Raw genomic sequence first — 555 nt, forward strand, 5'->3', positions numbered from 1 at the left:
CTGCGACCGAGGGAGGTGCGGCGAACCCGTCGCACCACACCGGCAGGCCGGTGCCGAGCACGCCTTCGAGATCGCGCACCACGCCGTCAGTGACGAGCGCTGCGACCTTACGCTTGACCATGCGCGCGCACAGGATGTCGCCGAAGATGCCGGCGTCCGTGACGCCCATGGCGTCGACCACGGCGATGCAGCCTTCGGGCATGGCTTCGATCGCGGTTCGGGTCGAGATCGGCGACGACCAGGATTCCGGGGTGGCCAGATCCTCGCGCGCCGGCACGAAGCGCAAGGTAAATGCCGGCCCGACCAGCCGCGCCTGTCCGGGTCGCAGCGGACGCGTGCCGCGCAGCCAGACGTTTCGCAGGCCCTTCTTCAGGAGAACCGTGGTGATGGTGGCGGTCGACACCTTGGAGAGGGTCGCAATCGCTTCGGGGGTCAGGGACATCGAAAAGGAAGCTCCGGTGGGGATTGATCGGCGGGCGCATCTTGCGGGGCACGGCCATCGCGTCAAGGGGCGCAAGCAGCCTTTCGGGGCGCTGGCATCGCATGGCGCAATAA

The 555-nt window shown here is 68.1% G+C and carries 1 protein-coding gene; it reads right to left on the bottom strand.

Features of this window, described 5'->3' with window-relative positions:
- Positions 1 to 442, bottom strand: a 442-nt coding sequence (locus tag GSQ88_RS30740) for an RraA family protein (protein ID WP_502706783.1), incomplete at its 3' end; no start/stop codon positions are given.
- Positions 443 to 555: the final 113 nt, after the last annotated feature.

This window comes from Bradyrhizobium sp. S69 (assembly GCF_009766005.1).
In the GTDB taxonomy this organism is placed as follows: domain Bacteria; phylum Pseudomonadota; class Alphaproteobacteria; order Rhizobiales; family Xanthobacteraceae; genus Bradyrhizobium.